Here is a 19,045-nt window from a genome sequence, read left to right on the forward strand (position 1 = left end):
TCAGTCGGCGGCGGGCGTGCCGAAGTAGCGGGAGTGCGGGCGGACGATCTCGTCCCAGTCGGTGTCGTGCGGGAAGCGGATGACGTCCCAGCCGGCGTCCTGGAGGCGTTCCTCCGCGTCCTCGTCGCGCAGAGCCGTCGTCTCCACGCCCGGGAGGTCGACGAAGACGGCGACCTTCGCCCCGGGGAGGCGGTAGACGAAGTCCACCAGGGCGTTGGCCTCGGTGACCAGTTTCTCGGCCTCGTCGGGCAGGCGCAGGCCCCGGGCCCTGAGCCAGGTGAGGAGATCGTCCTGGGCCGGCTTGCCCAGGCTCTCCGCGACCGCGTCTTCCACCCGGGTGGGAGTCCCGGAACTCCCGTCCAGCAGGCGCCGGAACTGCTCGGACCGGGACTCGCCGCGCGGGTCGCGGGTGGCCGACGCCGACGCCAGCCGGACCAGCAGGTCCCGCGCCGTGTGCCGGTTGAGCAGGGCGTGGCTGAGCTGGTTGCCGTAGGTGAGCAGGCATTCGTAGCAGCCGAGCGCGCACGGCCGGTCGGGGTGGGGGCCGCCCAGGTCCTCGCCTTCCGCGCCGAAGTGGCAGATGGACAGGGCCTCCCGGGCCGCCTCGGCCAGCGCGTGCTTCTCCGCCTGGAGGCGGCGCAGCACACCGGCGCCGCCCTCGGCGGCCTCCGTGAACAGCAGGCGCCGGCGCGGGCCGTCGTTCGGGGGCAGCAGCTCGCTGGTGAGCTCCGCGTCCTCCAGCTCGAAGGCCGCCTCGATGCCCCGTTCCAGGGCGTACATGACGGACAGGGCGACCGGTTCGGGCAGGGCCTCGTCGAGGGTGAGGACGAGGATGTTGCGGCGGTCCTCGACGAACGGGATGACGCGCTTCTTGCGGCGCCGCTCGTTGCCGGCCTCGTCGATCACCGGCAGTTCGCCGGAGTCGCCCGACGCCTGTGCCGCGTCCGCGTCGTTCATCCAGCGGCCGTCGGCCAGGTCCAGCCAGTAGCCCGGCGGCTCGTCGCTCTTGGCCCGGACCCGGCCCGTGTTGGTGATGCGGACGGTCGCCGAGTCGCCGTACGCCAGCTCGGCGACCGGCGCGCCCGCGGTGTCGGTGACGGAGGCGTTCAGCCGGCCGCTGCGGGTGCCGTGGTCATGGAAGCGGAAGGACGTCTCCAGCCTGAAGCCCGCCCGGCGCCGCTCCTCCTCGTCCGAGGAGATCCGCTCCCGCCGCGTGGTGTACACGGTGTGCAGGTGCAGCAGTCCGTACGTCGACGAGCCGAGCGGTTCGTCGCACATCCGGCAGCGGTCGTCCCGGTCCTTCGGGTCGTGGTGGTAGCCGCACTGGGCGCAGCGGCGGGCCTCGCTGGTGGCCAGGTCACCGGAGGAGTCCGGCGGCAGCTGGATCCGGGTGACCTGGTAGCGGGCGCCCTCGTGGTAGATCAGCGCGCCGGGACCGAACTCGCGGATGGCGAGGAAGCGGGGCCGCTGGAGGAAGTCGCCGTCGCCGCGGGAGCGGCCGACGGTCGGGATGTAGGCGGCGAGCGGCAGCCGGGGGAAGCTGTAGCCGGGCAGGAAGCCCTCGGAGGCGAGGTAGCGGTACGGGTTGAAGTCCGAGAGGACCGACTTGCTGTCGGCGCTCTCGTTCATCAGCAGGTTCAGCTGGGTCCACGCCTCGCGCTGGCGGGTGTTGGCCCGCTTGCGGTCGCCTTCGGTGAGGCTGTAGTCGATCCGGCGCTCGCTCTGGATGTAGTAGTCCCTGAGCGCGGAGCGGAACAACTTGCGCCACCGTTCGAATGCCTGGTCGAAACGCCCGGGGACGGTACGGACCTGGTCCTCGATCCACTCGTCGTACCACCAGGTGGTGTCCGCGAAGTCGGGCAGCAGCGGTGCGAGGACGCGCCGTGCCCCGTCCACGGTGCGGCGCCTCGCCGCCTCGTCGAGGGAGCCCTCGCGGATGTCGGGCTGCAGCTCCAGGTCGGGGGTGAGGCGGTCGCCGCTGTCGGGCGCCGGCACGTCGAGGACGTCGGACATGGCCCGGCCCAGCTTCAGGCCGGTCTCCGCGATCCAGATGCCCTGGAGGTGCGAGCGGACCAGGTCCTCGTTGGCCAGGTCGAGACGGGGCGGGGCGACCGCGCCCGCCACCATCCGCTCGGAACGGCGGAAGTAGTACTGGTCGTGGCTGTTGCCGGTGGCGCAGTAGGTGGTGACCAGGGCGGGCTGGCCGCTGCGGCCAGCCCGGCCCGACCGCTGCGCGTAGTTGGCGGGGGTGGGCGGCACATTGCGCATCATGACCGCGTTCAGCGAGGAGATGTCGACGCCCAGCTCCATCGTCGGAGAGCAGTACAGGAGCTTCAGTTCGGCCTCGCGGAAGGCGTTCTCGCGCTTCTCCCTCTCCTCGGGGGACACCTGTGCGGTGTGCTCCCTGGCGAACAGGCCGGCCAGCGCCCCCGCGGCCTCCTTGTAGAGGTCGCGGAAGAAGGTGTTCACACGAGGGCCGTCACCGCTCTGATAGGTGCGGGTCAGCGGGTCGTGGGTGCCGGTCTCGCCCATTCCGGCACGCCAGACCAGGCACTGGGCGGCGACCCGGTAGCCGGTCGCCGCGGAGTCCGCCGGCCTGCGGAACCGCCCGGCGCGCTGGGGCGCCTCGGTCACCTCCTTGACCAGTCCGGCCTCCGCGAGGACCTTGAGCAGCTGGGCGATGACCTGCTGCAGCGCGTCGGTGTCCAGCTCCCCGAACGACCGGTCCGCCCGGCCGAGGTACTTGCCGAACTTGCCCCGGGCGGAGAGGAACAGCGCCGAGCGGTCCATGCCCTTGCCCGAGGGGTGCGGGTAGGCGGTGCCGACCCTGGGCCGGTCCGAGGCGGACAGCACCCACGGGTCGGCGAGCCGCTCCTCGCTCGCCCGCTGGAGCGCGTCGAAGTCGTCCCGGAAGTAGGACACGTCGATGGCGAGCGACCGGCGCATCTCGTTCAGCAGCGCCCTCATGATCTCGGCGCGCAGTGTCGGATCGGCCTCGCGCAGCACCGGGAGGGCGGTGGCCCAGGGGTCTTCCTCCGCCGCCACCCAGTCGAGGTCCGCGTAGTCGATCTCCAGCAGCCCGGTCTGCTCCAGGTTGGGCATGGTGATGCGCCAGCCCCGCTCCAGGTCCAGGTAGAGCCGGAACGCGATCACGTCGCGGAGGGTCCTGGCCGCGGCACGGGCCATGGCCGGGGCCGGCGTGCGGCCGCCGTCGGTGTAGTCCGCCGGGTGCAGGCCGAGCGCGTCCCCGACCCGGGCCGCCAGGTCCTCGTGGTGCAGGCCGTCCTCGCCGGCGTCCAGAGCCGCCCGGTACAGCGCCCCACGCAGTTGGGTGATCTGCACGAAGTCGTTGAAGTGGCCGGCCTGGAGCGAGGCGTCCTGGCGGTTGTCGACGAAGGTGAGGAGCTTGCGTGCCTCCTTCTCCAGGGCCTCCTCGGGAACGGACTTCAGCGACCGGACCACCGAGGCGGAGATCAGCGAGGTGGCCGAGGAACGGCCTTCCCGGTCGAGCGTGGCCAGCTTGGCGAAGTCCTTGCCGCGGGTCTGCTCGTACGCCACACCGCAGTGCAGGCAGAACAGGAACGGGGACGGGACGAACGCGGCCCGCAGCCCGTCCCGGCCCTCGACGCCGCGCGGGTCGACGGTGACGGCCCGCGGCACCCGGTCGCGGTAGGACTTCCTGACGACTTCCTGGCCGCGGTCGTCCGCCTCCAGCCAGGACTCCGGCAGCCGGCGGTCGTCGACGGCGTACTGGACGGCGGACGGCCAGGGCCGGTCGTGGTCGACGTACAGATAGCCGTCGCCCTGCCGGCCGCCGGTCGCGGCGGTGTCCCGGCGGGCCTCGTAGCGCACCTCGCCGTCCTTCTCGGTACGCCAGACGGTCAGGTAGTCCTGGCCGCACTCGCGGCAGAACGCCAGCGGCATCAGCAGCTTGCCGCCGCCGCCGGGCTGTTCGAGCTGGTACGAGCGTGTGAGGTGGCGGGTGAGCCGGTCCTCCAGCGTGGCGTACACGGTGTCGCCCTTGGACAGGAACTGGTGCAGCCGGAACGCGAACAGCGGCCGCTCGGTGACCGGGTGGCGGGCCTCCGAGCCGGCCTCCAGCGTCGCCTCGATGGCCACCCGGCACTGCTGGGCGTCCACGCCGGAGGCGCCGGCCAGCTCCCGGGCCGCGACCTCGATCTGGGCCGGCCGCTGCCGCACCAGCCGGCCGCCGTCCACGGCCAGGCCGAACCGGGTCTCGATCCACCGGGCCAGCGGATCGCGCACCAGGTCGGTGTACGCGCGGGGGGCGCCGGGCGCGCGCAGCCGGTCCGCCGGGACGGTCGCCGGCGCCTCGTCGGTGGCCCGGACCAGCGTCTCGACGATGACATTGCGGGGATGCACGGGCGTGCCGAACAGGGTGGTCGCGGTGTCCGCGACCACCCGGCGCCGGTCGTCCGCGGTTCCTTCGGTGGACATGGTGGCGGACGTGCCGACGCACTGGAGCCGGTCGGCCCGGCAGGCCTCGCGGACCCGTCGGATCAGCAGGGCGACGTCCGCGCCCTGCCGGCCGCGGTAGGTGTGCAGTTCGTCGAAGACGAGGAACTCCAGGCCGCGGGCCATGCTGATGAGGCTGGCGCGATCGGCCGGGCGGGTCAGCATCAGCTCCAGCATCACGTAGTTGGTGAGCAGGATGTCCGGCGGGTTGTCGCGGATCTCCCTGCGGCGCCGGTCGTCCTCCTGGCCGGTGTAGCGGGCGAAGGTGACGGGCTCGCGGCCGGCCCCGTACCCGTCGCGCAGGTACTTCTCCAGCTCCTTCAGCTGGCTGTTCGCGAGCGCGTTCATCGGGTAGACGACGATCGCGCGCACCCGCTTCGCCGCCCGGTGGCCCGCTGCCTCGCGCTCGCGCAGGACCCGGTCCACGATGGGCACGATGTAGGAGAGCGACTTGCCGGAGCCGGTGCCGGTCGTCAGCACATACGACTCGCCGGAAGCGGCGGCGTCGACGGCCTCGCGCTGGTGCTGGTGGAGGGTGAGCGGGCGGCCGTCGCACACCGTGCCGCCCTGGGTCTTGCGGGCCTGGAAGATCCGTGCGCACTCGGGGTGCAGCACGCCCTGCCCCGCCAGCTCGACGACCGTACCGCCGCTCGCGAAGAACGGGTTGAGGGACAGCCACGGGTCGGGCCACTGGGACTTGGCGTTCAGGTCGTCCTCGACGAACGAGGCGATGCGGTCGTCGCGGATGACCGTGCCGCCCTCGGTGAAGGAGCGGTAGTCCTCGATCAGGGTGCGGTGGACACCGAAGACGTCCATGCCGGGACCGGAGGGAGCCCGGCGGGGGCGCTCGGCGGCCGGCGCCGCGGGCGGCACCGCCGCGGCCGGGGCGGCGCGGCGTACGGGGCGGACCGGGTCGAGCGCGCTCCAGTGGGGGAGCGCGGAACCCTCCTCGCCGGGGTCCGTCCCGTCGGCCGCGAACGCCTCCGGGAGCAGCGGGAGCAGGGCCTCGCGGACGGACACCGCGTCGGCGGGGCGTTCGGCGGGGTCCTTGGCCAGCAGCCGGTTCACCAGCCGGGCCAGGGCCGCGGGGGTGGCGGGCCGTACGGTGCTCACGGACGCCGGGATCTCCTCGACGTGCTTGCGGCCCAGCTCGTAGGCCGATCCGCTGACGAACGGAGGCACGCCGGCCAGCATCTCGTACAGGACGCAGCCGAGGGCGTACAGGTCGGCCGCCTGGGTGACCTGGCGGGCCTCGAACTGCTCGGGCGCCATGTAGCGGGCGGTGCCGACGCTCACCCCCGTGCTGGTGAGCCTCGCGTCCGCGGGGTCGTCCACGATCCGGCCCATGCCGAAGTCGAGCACCTTCACCGTGCCGCCCGTGGTCAGCATGGTGTTGGCCGGCTTCAGATCCCGGTGGACCACCCCGGCCGCGTGCGCGGCGGCCAGACCGGCGGCGATCTGCGCGCCGATGGCGACGGCCCAGGCCGCGGGGAGCTGCCGCTCCTCCTCGATCAGGTCGCGCAGGGTCTCGCCGTCCAGGTACTCCATCACCAGGTAGGGGCGGCCGTCCGCCTCGTCCACGCCTCCGTCGACGAGGCGAGTGAGGTTGGGGTGCTCCAGGCGGCGCATGATGCGGACCTCACGGGCGAACCGCTGGACGGCCTTGGCGTCGTCAGCGGTGTCCAGATGGGCGCCGGACCGGCGCCGGAGGATGGTCTTCACGGCGACGGTGCGAGCCGCCGTGCCCTCCGCCCGGTGCAGGTCCTCGGCGCGGTGGACCTCGCCCATGTTCCCGGACCCGATGACCCCCGTCACCCGGAACCGGCCCCCGATCAGCCGCTCGGCCACTGCCACCCCTCTCTCCGTCTGGCTGGCCTGACGCCCGGCCCGCCCCGTCCCGTCCTGCCATGCCATGCCATGCCCTGCCCTGGTGGCTCCTGCCGGTGTGCGCGGCAGATGCCCGTTCATGTTCGCAGAGGCGGAATGCGCCCGGATCGCACGTCCGTTGAGCTGTGGAATGTACACAAGGCGCCCTGCAACTTCTATATGAGACACGTTGACAATGTAAACAGGTTGGTCCTAGCGTTTTCCCGGGAGCAGGGCGAGGGAGGGACGCCGTGAAGGCAGAGGGCCGAGGTGAACGCAGTGCCGCCGAACTCCGGGCCGCCCTTCGTGAGCTGTACGGCGAACTGATGCGCGCCGCCGTGTCGGGTGTGGTCTCCGAGCGGCAGTTCCTCCTGAGCGTGGACAGGCTCGGGCTGGTGCAGGGGGAGCAGGACCGACTCCGCGACGAGCTGGCCCGCCTGGGGCTGGGGGTCCGGGGGGAAGCGGAACACATCAGCAAGGACCGGCGGGACACCCGGAAGGTTGCACCGCAGCCGCAGCCGTCGCCGGCCGCGGGCCGGGTGGACCTGGCACACGGCCTCCTGGGCCGCTACCAGGGCGGCCGGGGGAGCGTGGGTGCCGAGACGGTCGCCGGCGTCGCGCGCCTGTGCGGGCTGACGCCGGAGGAGGAGCGGACGCTGCGCGCCAGGGTGTCGCCCCGGCCGCCGGCGCGGACTGCCGCCGGAAGCGTCGTACCCGGGCCGAGGGATGAGGCTGCCGTCCGGCCGGCGCCGAGCGTGCCGCTGTCCGAGGTGTCCGTGCCGACAGCCGGCCCGGAGGACGCGGACGGCCCGGAGGACGCGGAGGACGCGGAGGACGCGGAGCCCTTCCTGCCGGCCGTTTCGCCGCCCGCGGTCGGTGACGTGAGCCGGGCCGTCGAGGCCGCCCGTGCCCTTCTTGACGAGAGCCGCTTCATCCGGCGGCCGGAGAGCCGTCTTCTGTCGGCAGCCGAAGAGGTGGGACTCGGAGCGCTGGTACGGGGTGGAGCAGAGGGGATCGGCCGGCCGGTGACGGAGGCGGAGATCGCCGCGCTGCCCGCCACCGACATCCGGGTCAGGGCGCGGAACTGCTTCGTCGTCCACAACCAGCGGCTGGTCCGCAGCATCGTTCCCAAGTACCTGGAGCAGGGGCTCGACTACGAGGACCTGTTCCAGCACGGGGCCCGGGCCCTGATGAGGGCGGCGGTGAAGTTCGACCCGACCCAGGGCTACAAGTTCTCCACGTACGCCACCTGGTGGATCCGGCAGGGACTCACCCGGGCCGTCGCCGACGAAGGGGCCGTCATCCGCATCCCCGTCCACATGCACGAGAAGATGCGCAAGGTCGCCATGACCGAGCGGACGCTCCAGTCGCAGGGCCGGCCCGCGCGCCCGGCCGACCTGGCCGTGGTGTGCGACATGCCCGTGCACCGCGTGGAGGGGATCCTGCTGCTGAGCCGCCGCACGGACTCCCTGGACCGGATCGTCGCGGATGGCGCCCACCTGGGCGACCTCGTCGCCCTTGACCGTCCGCTGCCCTCGGCCGAGCGGCTGGCCATGGAGCAGATGCACCGTGCGTACCTGCTGTCATTCCTGGAACGGTTCGGCGAGCGGGAGGCCAGGATCCTGCTGCGCCGGACAGGGCTGGACGACGGGGAGCGGTCGACCCTGGAGGACCTGGGCAGGGAGTTCGACGTCACGCGTGAGCGCATCCGCCAGGTGGAAATGAAGGCGTTCGAGACGCTGCGGCAGATGCTGCTGGAGGCCGGCTTCGGTCCCGGGCACAGGGAGCCGCCCGACCCGAAGCCGCGCAAGCGCGCCACGCGCACGCAGCGGGCGGCCCGTGCCGCCCGCGCTGTCCAGACGGCCCGTGCCGCCCGCGTGGCCCGATTCGCCCACGCTGCCGGTGCCGCCCAGGCCGGGCAGCCGGGTACCGGGGCCGAATCCGTCGCCGGGCAGGACCCGGTGGTGCGGCCGGATGCCACACGGTCGGAGGCTGGGCCGAGCGCGGGTGCGGGTGCGGGTGCTGGTGCGCCGCAGGCTGCGCCCGAGCCCGTTCCCGAGCCCGTTCCCGCGCCCGAGCCCGTTCCCGAGCCCGCGCCCGCGCCCGAGCCTGTTCCCGAGCCCGCGCCGGCGGCCGTGCCCGCGCCGGTGTCCGACCCTGCTCCCGCGGCCGAGCCGGTGGCCGCGTCTGCGTCGGCTCCCCCACCTGCTTCCCCGAGCGCGCCCGCTCCGGCTCACGTGGCCGCTCCCGCTCCCCTCCAGGCCGGCTTACCGCGAGGGCCGTACGCTCCTGACTGGGAGCGGGCGCTGGCCATCCCGGTGCAGTTCTCCGGGAGCGTGGCCTGGCTCTCCGAGTACGTGTTGCTGGCCCTCGGCCACGAGGAACTGGCCCACGTGCTGGGGCGGCCCGCGGCCGACGACGTGGTGGCGGTGCTGAAACGGCGGGGCACGCTGGACCGTCCCGTGGTCGCCGCCCTCGAAGTGCTGCAGAAGGTGTTCGACTCGCTCAAGGACTCCGGCATGCGCCCTGCGGACTTCCTCGACCGGTCCTTCCAGGCGCTGAATGGGGTGTCGCCGAGGTTCTACCTGGCCCAACGCCCCCTGGTCCACCGGGAATCCCGCCTCGCCGTCCGCGATGCCCTGCGTGAGTTCACGAAGGAGCCGGTGGCCCCGGCGGCGTCCGCCGCCGCGACCGGTCCGGCCGCCCCGGAGGGAGCCGCCACGGCGGAGAGGCCTGCGGAGAGGCCTGAGGAGAGGCCTGCGGGGACCGGGACAGAGCCCGCAGCGGCGGCCGGGGCGGTGGCGGAACCGGAGCGGGCAGGCGTATCCGCGGGAAGCACGGTAGTCCCTTCCGCTCCCGTCCTGGCGGCCGCGGCGCGGGGACAGCGTCCCGGACACACTGCCGCGGAGTGGAACGCGGCCCTGGACGCCGAGGTCGAGCGCCGGCTCGACGAGCTGGAGGCCGCGTACCTCGGGCGGGTCGACCGGGCCCTGCAACGGCAGGAACGGTCACTGCGCAGGGAGGCCGACGCCCGCTCGGCCGGGCTCCGCGAAGAAGCCGAAGCCCGGCTGCGGCGCGAGCGCGCGGAGCATCAGACGCAGACCGCCGCGCTCATGGCGGGACTGCGGGAGGCCGAGGAGCGTGCCGCACGGGCCGAAGAGCGGGCGCGGGAATCCGCCAGGCAGCACCTGTCACAGATCGGCTCCTTGGAGGAGCAGCTCCGGGGGGCGCGATTCGCGGTCGCCCAGCGGGAGGCGGCACTGCGGGAGGCCGAGGACGACGCAGGCGCCGCGACCGAGGCCGTAGAGCGTTGGGCGGCGCAGCGCATCGCGGAGACCGAAACCGCCGCGCGTGACGCCCACCGACTGGTCGCCGAACTGGAAGCCCAGATCGCGGCCCTCACCACGGCGCCCGAGCGCGGGACCCCGCGCGACATGCGGGGCCGCGGCTGATCGCCCGTGCGCCGCCCGCCACCACCGTCCGAGCCATCTCCCGAGGACCCATGGACCCCAGACAAGAACTCGTCGACTACCTCAACCGCCAGCTCGTCGGCCCGGTCCTGGGCGAGGACGAGATCCTCGACGGGCCACCCGACCGCCAGTACCTGATGGGGACCCTCTACCCCCAGGACGCGGACCTGCAAAGGCAGCTCACGCTGGCGGCCGAGGACGGAGACGGCATCGGAACCGAGGGCGCGGCCGCCGACACCGACCCGGCGGACGACCCCGTACCGGAGTCGAACGCCTGGCTGCCGTCCTCCCTCGGCCTGAGCTTCTACACCGACAGCCCCACTCTGGAGATCAGCTGCGGCGGTGCCCGCTACCGGACGCTGCCGGCGGACGGCGAGCACGGACGCCGCTGGCAGCGGATCCCGCTCCAGGACGAGACGCACCGCGTCGGACCGGACCAGGAAGTTGTCCCCGTACCCGTCCCGGTCCTCGACGGGCGGGCCGAACTGCGGCTGCGCCGACGGCCCCTCGGCGCCGGGCAGCTGGTCACCGTCGCCCTGGTGAACGCCGCCCGTACCGAACCGGCCCTCGGCCGCGCGGCCCAGTGGGAACGGATGCTCTTCCAGGTCGGCCTCGGCGTACGGCCCTGCGAGGGCCGGGTACTCCAGTACCCCAGCGTCCGGCTGGCCAGCCGGGACCCCGAGGAACAGGAGCTGAGGCTCCAGTACCGGCACGTCCGCACCCACGCCGTCGGTCACGGGTGCTCCGTCGAGGAGGAACGCGACGGCGGGACCGTCACCGGGCTGCGCGCGGCGGTGCTGCCGGAAACCGAGGTGCCCGCGACCAGGCCGGCCGGGCTCGTCGGCGCACCCGTCCTCAACGTGCTGCACCTGGCCGACCCGGCGCTGCCCGTGGCACAGCTCCGCAGGGAGCTCACGGAGTTCACCACCGGCTACCGCGACTGGTACGAGCAGCAGCTGCGCACCGAGGTGCCGGAATGGGGCCGCGCCGCCGCCGAACGGGTGCTCAAGCGGATCGGTGCCGCCGTGGCCCGCATGGAATCCGGGGTCCGCACCCTCTGCGACCCCGGCTGCCCGGAACTGCTGGACGCCTTCCGCGCCGCCAACCTCGCCATGGCCCTGCAGATGAGGCACTCCGCCCGCGACCAGGCGGGGTCGCGCCGCTCCCGCCGCGACCCCGTACAGGCGGACCCCGCACCCGACCCCGAGGCCACCTGGCGCTCGTTCCAGCTGGCGTTCTTCCTGCTGGCCCTGGACGGAGTCGCCGACCCGCGCCACCCCGACCGGAACCTGACCGACCTCATCTGGTTCCCGACCGGTGGCGGCAAGACCGAGGCGTACCTGCTGCTCGCCGCCTTCGTCATGGTGCTGCGCCGGCGGGATCCGAGGGGCGGTGGTACGGCCGTCCTCAGCCGGTACACCCTCAGCCTGCTGACCACCCAGCAGTTCCAGCGTGCCGCGACCACCGTGTGCGCGCTGGAGACGCTACGCAGGGCCGATCCCGGCCACTTCGGGGCGGAGCCGTTCACGATCGGCCTGTGGGTGGGCGAGGCGACCTCGCCCAACTCCTACGACGCCGCGGTGAAGGCGGCGCAGGACATCCGGGCCGCGGCCCGTCCCGAGGACGTGTTCATCCTCGATCGCTGCCCCTGGTGCGGGACCCGGATCGTGCCGGAGCACCGCTCCGGCGACCACGCGGACTACGGCATCAGGGCCGAGGCCGGCTCGTTCGCCTTCTTCTGCCCCCGCGACACCTGCGTCTTCCACGACGAACTGCCCGTCGCCGTCGTCGACCAGCAGCTCTACGACCACCCGCCGACCTTCGTCCTCGGGACCGTCGACAAATTCGCCCGGCTCGCCTGGGAGCCCCGGGCCGGAAGGCTGTTCGGCGCGGAGACCGGCTGCCGACCGCCCTCCCTGGTCATCCAGGACGAGCTACACCTGCTGACCGGGCCGCTCGGCACGACCGTCGGCCTCTACGAGGCCGCGATTCTCGGCCTGTGCAGCACGGCGGACGGAACCGGCCCGAAGGTGGTCGCCTCCACCGCCACCATTCGCCGCTCCGGCGAACAGGTGCGCGCCCTGTACGGGTCGGAGGTGCAACTGTTCCCGCCGGCCGGTCTCGACGCCCGCTACTCCTACTTCGCCGAACCCGACACCTCGCGCCCCGGCCGCCGCTACCTCGGGGTGATGGCTCAGGGACACACCGCGGGCCGCGCCGCCGTCGCCACCGCGGCCGCGATGCTCCAGGGTGCCTGGGAACTGCCCGAGGAACACCGGGACGCCTACTGGACCCTGGTCGCCTACCACCACAGCCTGCGGGAACTCGGCCGGACCGTCACCGCAGCGGCGGACGACATCCCCGCCCAGCTCGCGGGCCTGGACGCCGGTGCGGGTGTGCGCCCGCTGGCCGACCACCAGGTGCAGGAGCTGACGAGCAACCTCGCCCGGACCGAACAGCCCCTGCTGCTCGACCGGCTGGAGAAGTCCTGGGACCAGCAGGACGCCGTGTCCTTCCTGCCCTGCACCAACATGCTGTCGGTCGGCGTGGACGTCAAACGGCTCGCCCTGATGCTGATGCAGGGCCAGCCCAAGACCACCGCCGAATACATCCAGGCCACCAGCCGGGTCGGCCGGCACAATGTGCCCGGTCTCGTCGTCACCTTCTTCAACGCCACCCGTCCCAGGGACCGTTCTCACTACGAGACCTTCGGCCCCTACCACCGGGCCCTGTACCGTCACGTCGAACCGACCAGCGTCACGCCCTGGTCCCTCCCCTCACGCCGACGGGCTCTGCATGCCGCGCTCGTCATCCTCGTACGCCACCGGCTCGGGCTCAGCGGGGAGAACCAGGCAGGGGAACTGCCCGCCAGGCTCGACGAGGCTCGGGCCCTCGCCGAGACGCTGGCACGGAAGGCGGGGGCGAGCGACCGGCATGCCGCGCACGCCGTCCGCACCGAGCTGGCCGAGATCCTCGCCGCCTGGGAGGAAGCGGCACGCAACGCCGAGCAGGAAGGCAAGGAGCTCTACTACCGCGGCCAGGGCAAGGGTCGGCACAACCTGCTGAAGAACTTCGAACAGCACGGAGGGCTGTGGGACACCCTGCACTCCATGCGCAGCGTGGACCGCGAATGCCAGGTGACGGTGAAGGGAGCCGACCAGTGACGCGCAAGCTCCGGGTACGACAGGCCCAGACGGTGCTGCCGTTCGGGGTCGGCGCGGTCTTCGACATCCAGGGCGAATCGTTCGTCGCGACGGGCATCGGCGACTGGCCGCGGCAGCGCCGGCCCGTGGCCTCCCCGCGCCTGGCCGCGCGGCTCGGGGTGAGCGGCTTCTTCGCGGCGCCCGCCGCGCTCGACGACCGCTTCGACCGCGCCGACGCCCCCGGCGCGCCCTACATCCGCTTTCCGGCCTGGCTGTTCTGCGGCTCCTGCCGCCGCATGGTGCGGTGGCGCATCGCCGACGAGAAGCCCGGCACCCCGCCGAGCTGCCCGTCCTGCACACCGGTGCGCCGGCTCGCCCCGATGCGCTTCGTCCAGATCTGCGCCGCCGGACACCTCGGCGACGTCGACTGGTGGTTCTGGGCGCACGCCCGGCTCGACGCCGCAGCCCGGCAGTCCTGCGGCTCGCGCGAACGCCTGCGGTTCCGGGTCGCGGACCGCGTGACGGGCCTGGAAGCCCTGTCCGTCTCGTGCGCGGCACCCGGCTGCCGGGCCTCCCGGGACCTGCTGGACATCCTCGGCACGCACGGCATGCGCTGCTCCGGGAGGAACCCCTGGCAGCGGCTGGGCGAAGCCGTGGACTGCGCCAAGCCCGTGCAGGTCGTCCAGCGTACGGCCGGCAACCTCTACTACCCGCTGGTCCACTCGGCGCTCTCCCTCCCCGAGACCGACCTGCCTGCCGCGGGGGAGGAGGCCCTCGCGGAACGCGTCCGCGAGAGTGAGTACTGGGTGCTGCTCTGCAAGACCGCCGGGACCCCGCGGGCGGAGGTCCTCCGGGACATGATCAAGGAGGACACGGGCGTGGACGACGGCCTCCTCGACGCGCTCCTCGCCGAGGAGACGGGAACCGGTACGCCGGCCCGGACCGGCACCGCGGACGCCGCGCTCGCCGCGGGATCCGACCTGCGCCGTGAGGAATGGGCGGCGCTTACCGCCGCCGAACCGCCCCTGACCGGCGACTTCTCGATACGCGGCACCACCCTCGGACTCGCCGGGGAGAGGACCGGGCCATGGGCCGGGCTGCACCGCCGGACGGGACGGATCGTCCTCGCCGACCGGCTGCGCGAAGTCCGCGCCCTGTCCGGCTTCAGCCGGGTCTCCCCGGACGCCGCCCTCGTCCCCGCCGACACCTCGCGCAAGCTGCGCTGGCTGCCCGCGGTCGAGGTCTTCGGCGAGGGCGTCCTGATCACCCTTGACGCCGACGAGCTCGCCGCCTGGGAAGTCCTTCCCGCCGTCCGCTCCAGGGTGGCCGGGCTCCGGGCCGACCTCGACCGGTCCTTCCAGAAGGACCGGCTCCAGGCGCTGACCGGCCCCGAACTGCCGCCCCGATTCGTACTCCTGCACAGCCTGGCCCACCTGGTGGTGCGCCAGCTGTCCTTCGAGTCCGGCTACGCCACGGCCAGTCTCCGCGAGCGGGTGTACGCCCGGCCCGAACACGGCCAGTGCGGGATCCTCGTGTACACGGCGGCCGGCGACGCCGAGGGCACGCTGGGCGGTCTCGTGCAGCAGGGGGAGCCGCCCCGGCTCGCGGAGACGCTGCTGAGGACGGCGGAGGCAGCCGCCTGGTGCTCGGCCGATCCGCTGTGCTCGGAACACACCGGTCAGGGCTTCGGCAACCTCAACCGGGCGGCCTGCCACGCCTGCGCGCTGCTCCCCGAGACCAGCTGCGAGACCGGGAACACCCTGCTGGACCGCGCGCTCGTCGTGGGCGGGGGAGGCATCCCCGGATTCTTCGAGCCGATCGTGGCCGCCGCCCGTGCGGCGGCCGCCCGGGAGTGAGCCATGACCCTGACGTACCTCGATGCGACGCCGGCCCAGCGGGCCCTGCTCGACGGGCTGCCGTTCGACGGGAACCACCTGGTCAACGGGACGCCCGGGAGCGGCAAGAGCCTCCTGGCGGCGCAGCGGGCCGTGATGCTCGCCCTGACCGGCACCCGTACCGTCCTGCTGACCCGGTCGAACCTCCTGCGGCAGTCGCTGTGGCCGCTGGTGTCGGAGCTCTGCCTGGACAGCGCGGACGTCGGGGTCGAGACGGTGCACGGCTGGCTCGCCCGCTGGTACGGGCCGGACGCCCCGCGGACCGACGACGGATGGTTCGACTGGCCCGCCTTCTACGAACGGGCGGTCCTCACCGAAGAGGACGGCCCCGTTGCCCTGGTCGTCGACGAAGGGCAGGACCTGCCACCGGAGTTCTACCGGCTTTGCCGGATGATCGGCGCGCCCACCACGGTGTTCGCCGACGAGTGCCAGCGGCTGACCGAATCCCGCTCCACCCTGGACGAGATCGCCCAGGGGCTGGGCAACTGCTCCGTCCACGATCTCGACGGCAACCACCGCAACACCCGGCAGACGGCGGAGCTGGCCGCCTGGTTCCACACCGGCAGGCACCCGCCCGCGCTGCCCGGCCGTGACGGACCTCTGCCTCGGCTGCATGCGCTGCCGCACCCGGGAGCGGTGACGGACCTGCTGATCGGGCTTGCCGAGAGGCAGCGCAGCCACACCGTCGGAGTGGTGGTGCACTCGACCCGGACGCAGTTCGATCTGCTGTCGCGCCTGGAACGCAAGGCCCCCCGGCTGAGGCCGCAGACGTACACGGCGCAGGCGACCGGCGGCCGGTACCGCACGCTCGACCTCTCCCGCCCCGGCATCGTCATCGTCCACCGGGCCAGTGCGAAGGGGCTGGAGTTCGACACCGTCGTGGTGCCGGACACCGAGACGGACGCAGCCGTGGACCCCTCCTCGGCGGAGCTGCGTATGACCTACTACGTGCTGGCCACCCGGGCGCGTCACGCACTGCACTTCGTCCATGCGGGAAACCAGGAACCGACGCATCTGAAGGCGATCCCCCGCGATGTGCTGGTCCGCGGGTAGGGCCGAGGCATACCGGTGGCGTACGGGGCAGGCGCGACAGCGCCGGAAGAGGCGCGGCTTTTCTTGCACCTCAGATGGGTTCGGGGCTGATCTCGGCCGGTGGTCGGCGCCGCGGGGCTCGACCGGACCCCTGACGGGCCGAATCCGATCTTGCCGAAAATGAAGCTCGTTTGACGCCCGGGACCCGAATCAGTCCGCACACGGTGGGGTCAAACCCAGTCGGACCAGCGGTTTCTCGCCCTTGCGACGTGTCAACGATGACGGAGTGAGTGGCGATCCTGGAGCGCGCCGAGAAGGGCTGCTGAACTGCGGCTTTGTCGAGTCTGCGTTGCATGCGTTACGGGCGATGTCTGACGCATGTCTCACGCATGTCTGACGCACGTGACGCACGTGCGGCCTACTTGCTGACGTGTCGTCAGCGACAGAAAGCCGCCCTCCCGGCCGGCATGACATCCGGGCTGGAAGGGCGGCTTTCTGCTGTGCGGATACCCATCGTGTGCCGTCTCCCGCCGCATCCGCGGTCAACGGTGATGTGCCACGCTCTGTCCAGGTGCCCCGAGTCGCCCAGGCCCGCCAGGCCGCCCGGGCCACCGCTGACCCCTCGGTGCGACCGCGGGCAACGGTCAGCGCCCCTGTCTCTCCTTCACGGTGGGCACGACACCGCCCTCTGCCGGCACCCCGGGCCCGTCGTCCGGGTCATCACCGCGGTCGCGGTCGCGATCACCATGGTGCTCGGCTCGTCGGTCACCGCGCCTGTCACCGCGCTCGTCGGACCGGTGGCCGCCACTGCCGTCACCGGTACCGCCGTCGGGACGGCCGGTGTGGACGGGGAGGCGCATGCCTCGGGACTCGGCGACCCGCACGGCATCCGCCAGACACTCGGCGAGCCTGATGCCGGCGTATCGGACCTCGCCGTACGGGGACATGGGGTCGGCCAGAACCTTCCCCGCGTCCGCCAAGGTCTGTCTCCCCACCGCCAGTTGCTCGGCCTCCACGTCATCGGCGAACCTCGACAGGTAGCTGCCGGGGTCGTCGGTGACCAGATGGCACGGTTTGCCCTCGGGGGACGACCAGGGCAGCAGACGCCCGGGAACGGCGAGGTCGGGGCCGGGGAGTGGCGCAGCGTCCCGCTTCCGCGCGGGGGCGGAGGCCCTGGGGGACCCCGCCGACGGGTTCTTCGAAGGCTCCATTCAGGCGGTCACCCCTTCGGCACCGATCACATGCCGGTCGAGCTCGATGCCCAGGTCGGCGGCGAGAACGAGGGTGACCCTCCGCCGCCGCCGGAGCGTGCGCTCCCGATCACAGGCGAGGAGGTAGGGGCGTACGAGGGCGCTTGCCCCGCCGTCCAGCGGGACGCCGAGGCCGTACGGTGACCGGGCGGTGGGCAGACGGTCGGCAGGCGGACCGGGACGGATCGCCTCCGTCCGCGGCGCGGGTGCCGGGGGCGCCGGGCGGGCGGGGGTGCGATGCCGCCCGGCGCCGGGGCCGAACCACAGCCCCAGCAGCCACGCGGCTGCCCTGCGGATAAGGTCGTGCATGTCGACGCTCCTCGAAAGCGTTGGCCGTGCCCCGGGAGGTCTGGCCACCTCGCCGGGGTCTCGTCGTCCCGACCATACCGTTAACTGCGTCCCCCTGCACACCTCCGCGTCTCACCGCGTCGGGACGCGTTCTGCATCTGCGTGACGCATCGGGGTGCGCCACGGTGTGGGTATGAGCGACCTCCCGCGCTACGAGTACGTCAAACTCGCCGACACCATTGCGGCCGATATCACGTCCGGCAAGTTGCCGCAGGGCGCCGCGCTACCCGGAGAGCGGGCCATGACGGAGCTGTACCGGGTGAGCATCGGGACTGTGCGCAGGGCCGTCGCGGAACTCCGCAAGCGGGAACTTGTCGCCACGCTGCCTGCGAAGGGGACCTACGTCATCGGAGCACCGCAAGCGCGTCCGGACACCCAGACCGACGACGAGCCAACCGACTGAATCCCCCTCTCCGGCATACCCGGATCGGCGCTACAGCATCGAACTACCTCCGCAGCCGTCCAACCTCGGCGTCGCCGCCCCGGGCCCACCCACCATCCCGTATCCAGGCAGCGTGAACGTCGCGCACCGCGCACCAGGCGAGAGCGGCGCGCTGGAGCGCACGCCACCCGTCCCCCTCGCGGATGCGACGCTCGCGTCCCGCTTCGCGTCGCCGGACTCGCCTCAGCCCAGCAGCGCTCGTACGATGTCGGGCCGGTTCAGGGCCGCCGCGCACCAGGCGAAGTGGCCGTCCTCCCCGGCGGCGTCGTACGCGTTCGCGGTGACCAGCGCGTACGCCGCGCGGTAGACCAGGAGCGCCTCCCGCTCGCAGCCGAGTCGCTCCTCGATCCGCGCGTACAGACCGAGTTCGGTCTCCAGGGCGCGCTCCCCGTACATGTCGAAGATCGAAGCCGCGACCGAGGCGTCGAACACCGGGTCCCCCTCGGTGGTGAGGAAACCCCAGTCGAGGACCGCGGTCGGGGAACCGGCTGCGTCCACCAGGACGTTGCCGGGAGTCAGGTCGCCGTGGACGACGGACCGCCGGCCGCTGTCGACCTCGCACAGACGGCCCCGCAGCGCGGTCACCTTCTTGTCGAGGTCCTCGACGGCCGGTTCGAGCACACCCCTGAACCGGGTGACGCGACGCTCGGCCAGCGCGTGGAGGGCCATGGGGAAGTCCTCGGCCGCGTCGTAGAGCGAAGCCTCCTCGTCCATGACCGGCATGGCCCGCCCCTCGGGCAGCGGCCCGCCCGTCCCCAGCCGGGACAGCACATCGAGGAACGTCGACTGCGCCTCGTCGACGGTGACACCGCCGCTCTCCACGTGGTCGGCCAGGGGGGATCCGCCGAGCCGCCGCTCGATCGTGACGCAGCGGCCCTCGACGACGTGAACCTCGTGGATTCGCGGGACCTCGAACCCGAAGGGACGACCGGCCAGCGCGTCGTAGAACGCCCGGGTCCGCCGCAGGGCCGTCGCCGACTCGCCGAACCAGACCTTGGCGACCCGGTCCTGGTCGATCTCGTAGACCAGCCCTTCCATCCCACGGCCGAGCGGCCGGGGGTCGGCTCCCCGGATCCAGCGGCGCACGAGACGGGCCGCTTCGTCATGGGTGGGGAGGTGCATC

The 19,045-nt window shown here is 72.9% G+C and carries 9 protein-coding genes; 5 read left to right on the forward strand and 4 right to left on the reverse strand.

What is annotated here, in order from left to right:
• The gene (locus tag DDQ41_RS24805) at nucleotides 1–6,390 is read right to left on the reverse strand and encodes a protein kinase domain-containing protein (protein ID WP_109296465.1); all 6,390 of its coding nucleotides are present in this window, start codon (nucleotides 6,388–6,390) and stop codon (nucleotides 1–3) included.
• Nucleotides 6,391–6,593: 203 nt separating this feature from the next.
• On the opposite strand from DDQ41_RS24805, the gene DDQ41_RS24810 reads away from it, so the two are divergent.
• Genes DDQ41_RS24810 through DDQ41_RS24825 form a run of 4 tightly spaced genes read left to right on the forward strand, consistent with a single transcriptional unit; the run spans nucleotide 6,594 to nucleotide 15,903 of the window.
• The gene (locus DDQ41_RS24810; protein ID WP_109296466.1) at nucleotides 6,594–9,794 is read left to right on the forward strand and encodes a sigma-70 family RNA polymerase sigma factor; all 3,201 of its coding nucleotides are present in this window, start codon (nucleotides 6,594–6,596) and stop codon (nucleotides 9,792–9,794) included.
• A gap of 50 nt (nucleotides 9,795–9,844) precedes the next feature.
• Complete coding sequence (locus DDQ41_RS24815) at nucleotides 9,845–12,976, forward strand: helicase-related protein (protein ID WP_109296467.1); 3,132 nt, start codon at nucleotides 9,845–9,847, stop codon at nucleotides 12,974–12,976.
• Nucleotides 12,973–14,811, forward strand: a complete 1,839-nt coding sequence (gene drmB, locus DDQ41_RS24820) for a DrmB family protein (RefSeq protein ID WP_109296468.1) — start codon at nucleotides 12,973–12,975, stop codon at nucleotides 14,809–14,811. Before DDQ41_RS24815 ends, drmB begins: the two co-directional genes overlap by 4 nt.
• 3 nt (nucleotides 14,812–14,814) lie before the next feature.
• Entirely contained in the window at nucleotides 14,815–15,903 is a 1,089-nt protein-coding gene (locus tag DDQ41_RS24825) for a DEAD/DEAH box helicase (protein ID WP_109296469.1), read from the forward strand.
• A 623-nt stretch (nucleotides 15,904–16,526) separates the two neighbouring features.
• Here the strand turns inward: DDQ41_RS24825 and DDQ41_RS32655 are convergent.
• Together DDQ41_RS32655 and DDQ41_RS24835 are read right to left on the reverse strand one after the other, a co-directional pair.
• The gene (locus DDQ41_RS32655; RefSeq protein ID WP_262508555.1) at nucleotides 16,527–17,093 is read right to left on the reverse strand and encodes a hypothetical protein; all 567 of its coding nucleotides are present in this window, start codon (nucleotides 17,091–17,093) and stop codon (nucleotides 16,527–16,529) included.
• Nucleotides 17,094–17,441 (reverse strand): hypothetical protein, encoded by a 348-nt coding sequence (locus tag DDQ41_RS24835; RefSeq protein ID WP_109296470.1) that lies wholly within the window; start codon nucleotides 17,439–17,441, stop codon nucleotides 17,094–17,096.
• 172 nt (nucleotides 17,442–17,613) lie between these two features.
• Here DDQ41_RS24835 and DDQ41_RS24840 point away from each other — a divergent pair, with 172 nt between their 5' ends.
• Nucleotides 17,614–17,883 (forward strand): winged helix-turn-helix domain-containing protein, encoded by a 270-nt coding sequence (locus DDQ41_RS24840; RefSeq protein ID WP_109296471.1) that lies wholly within the window; start codon nucleotides 17,614–17,616, stop codon nucleotides 17,881–17,883.
• Between the two features lie 222 nt (nucleotides 17,884–18,105).
• Here the strand turns inward: DDQ41_RS24840 and DDQ41_RS24845 are convergent, their stop codons facing one another.
• Nucleotides 18,106–19,044: a phosphotransferase family protein gene (locus DDQ41_RS24845; protein WP_162602725.1), complete on the reverse strand. Its 939-nt coding sequence runs from the start codon at nucleotides 19,042–19,044 to the stop codon at nucleotides 18,106–18,108.
• Nucleotide 19,045: the final 1 nt, after the last annotated feature.

Source organism: Streptomyces spongiicola (genome assembly GCF_003122365.1).
Lineage (GTDB): Bacteria > Actinomycetota > Actinomycetes > Streptomycetales > Streptomycetaceae > Streptomyces > Streptomyces spongiicola.